This is a genomic window from Saccharospirillum alexandrii (assembly GCF_004000275.1).
Lineage (GTDB): Bacteria > Pseudomonadota > Gammaproteobacteria > Pseudomonadales > Natronospirillaceae > Saccharospirillum > Saccharospirillum alexandrii.
This window is the reverse complement of the sequence record NZ_RCIP01000014.1, coordinates 1-307: the sequence shown is the minus strand read 5'-3', so window position 1 is coordinate 307 and position 307 is coordinate 1. Positions and strand designations below refer to the sequence as shown.

Sequence of the window (307 nt, the reverse complement as noted above, 5' to 3'; positions counted from 1 at the left end):
TTTGGTGTTAACTTGCCTCAAGCTCTTTCCAATATGTGTACCTATATCGGCGGTATCTCCCGTAACCTTGACATCAGTGAAGTTGTCAATAATAACCTTGCTACAGAAGAAAATGCTGCTGTTATTGCTGGTAAGGGTGTTGGTGCTGGTAATGGTTCGTTTACTTATACGACTAATGAGCATTGTGTCGTTATGTGTATTTATCATGCCGTTCCTTTGCTTGACTATACTCTTACCGGACAGGATGGACAGTTGCTTGTTACCGATGCCGAGTCCCTCCCAATCCCGGAGTTTGATAACATTGGTA

The 307-nt window shown here is 43.0% G+C and carries 1 protein-coding gene; it reads left to right on the top strand.

The window, feature by feature from the left end; all coding sequences use genetic code 11:
- The coding region (locus tag EP166_RS21225) for a hypothetical protein (RefSeq protein ID WP_220432671.1) at positions 1-307 on the top strand (307 nt) is incomplete at both ends.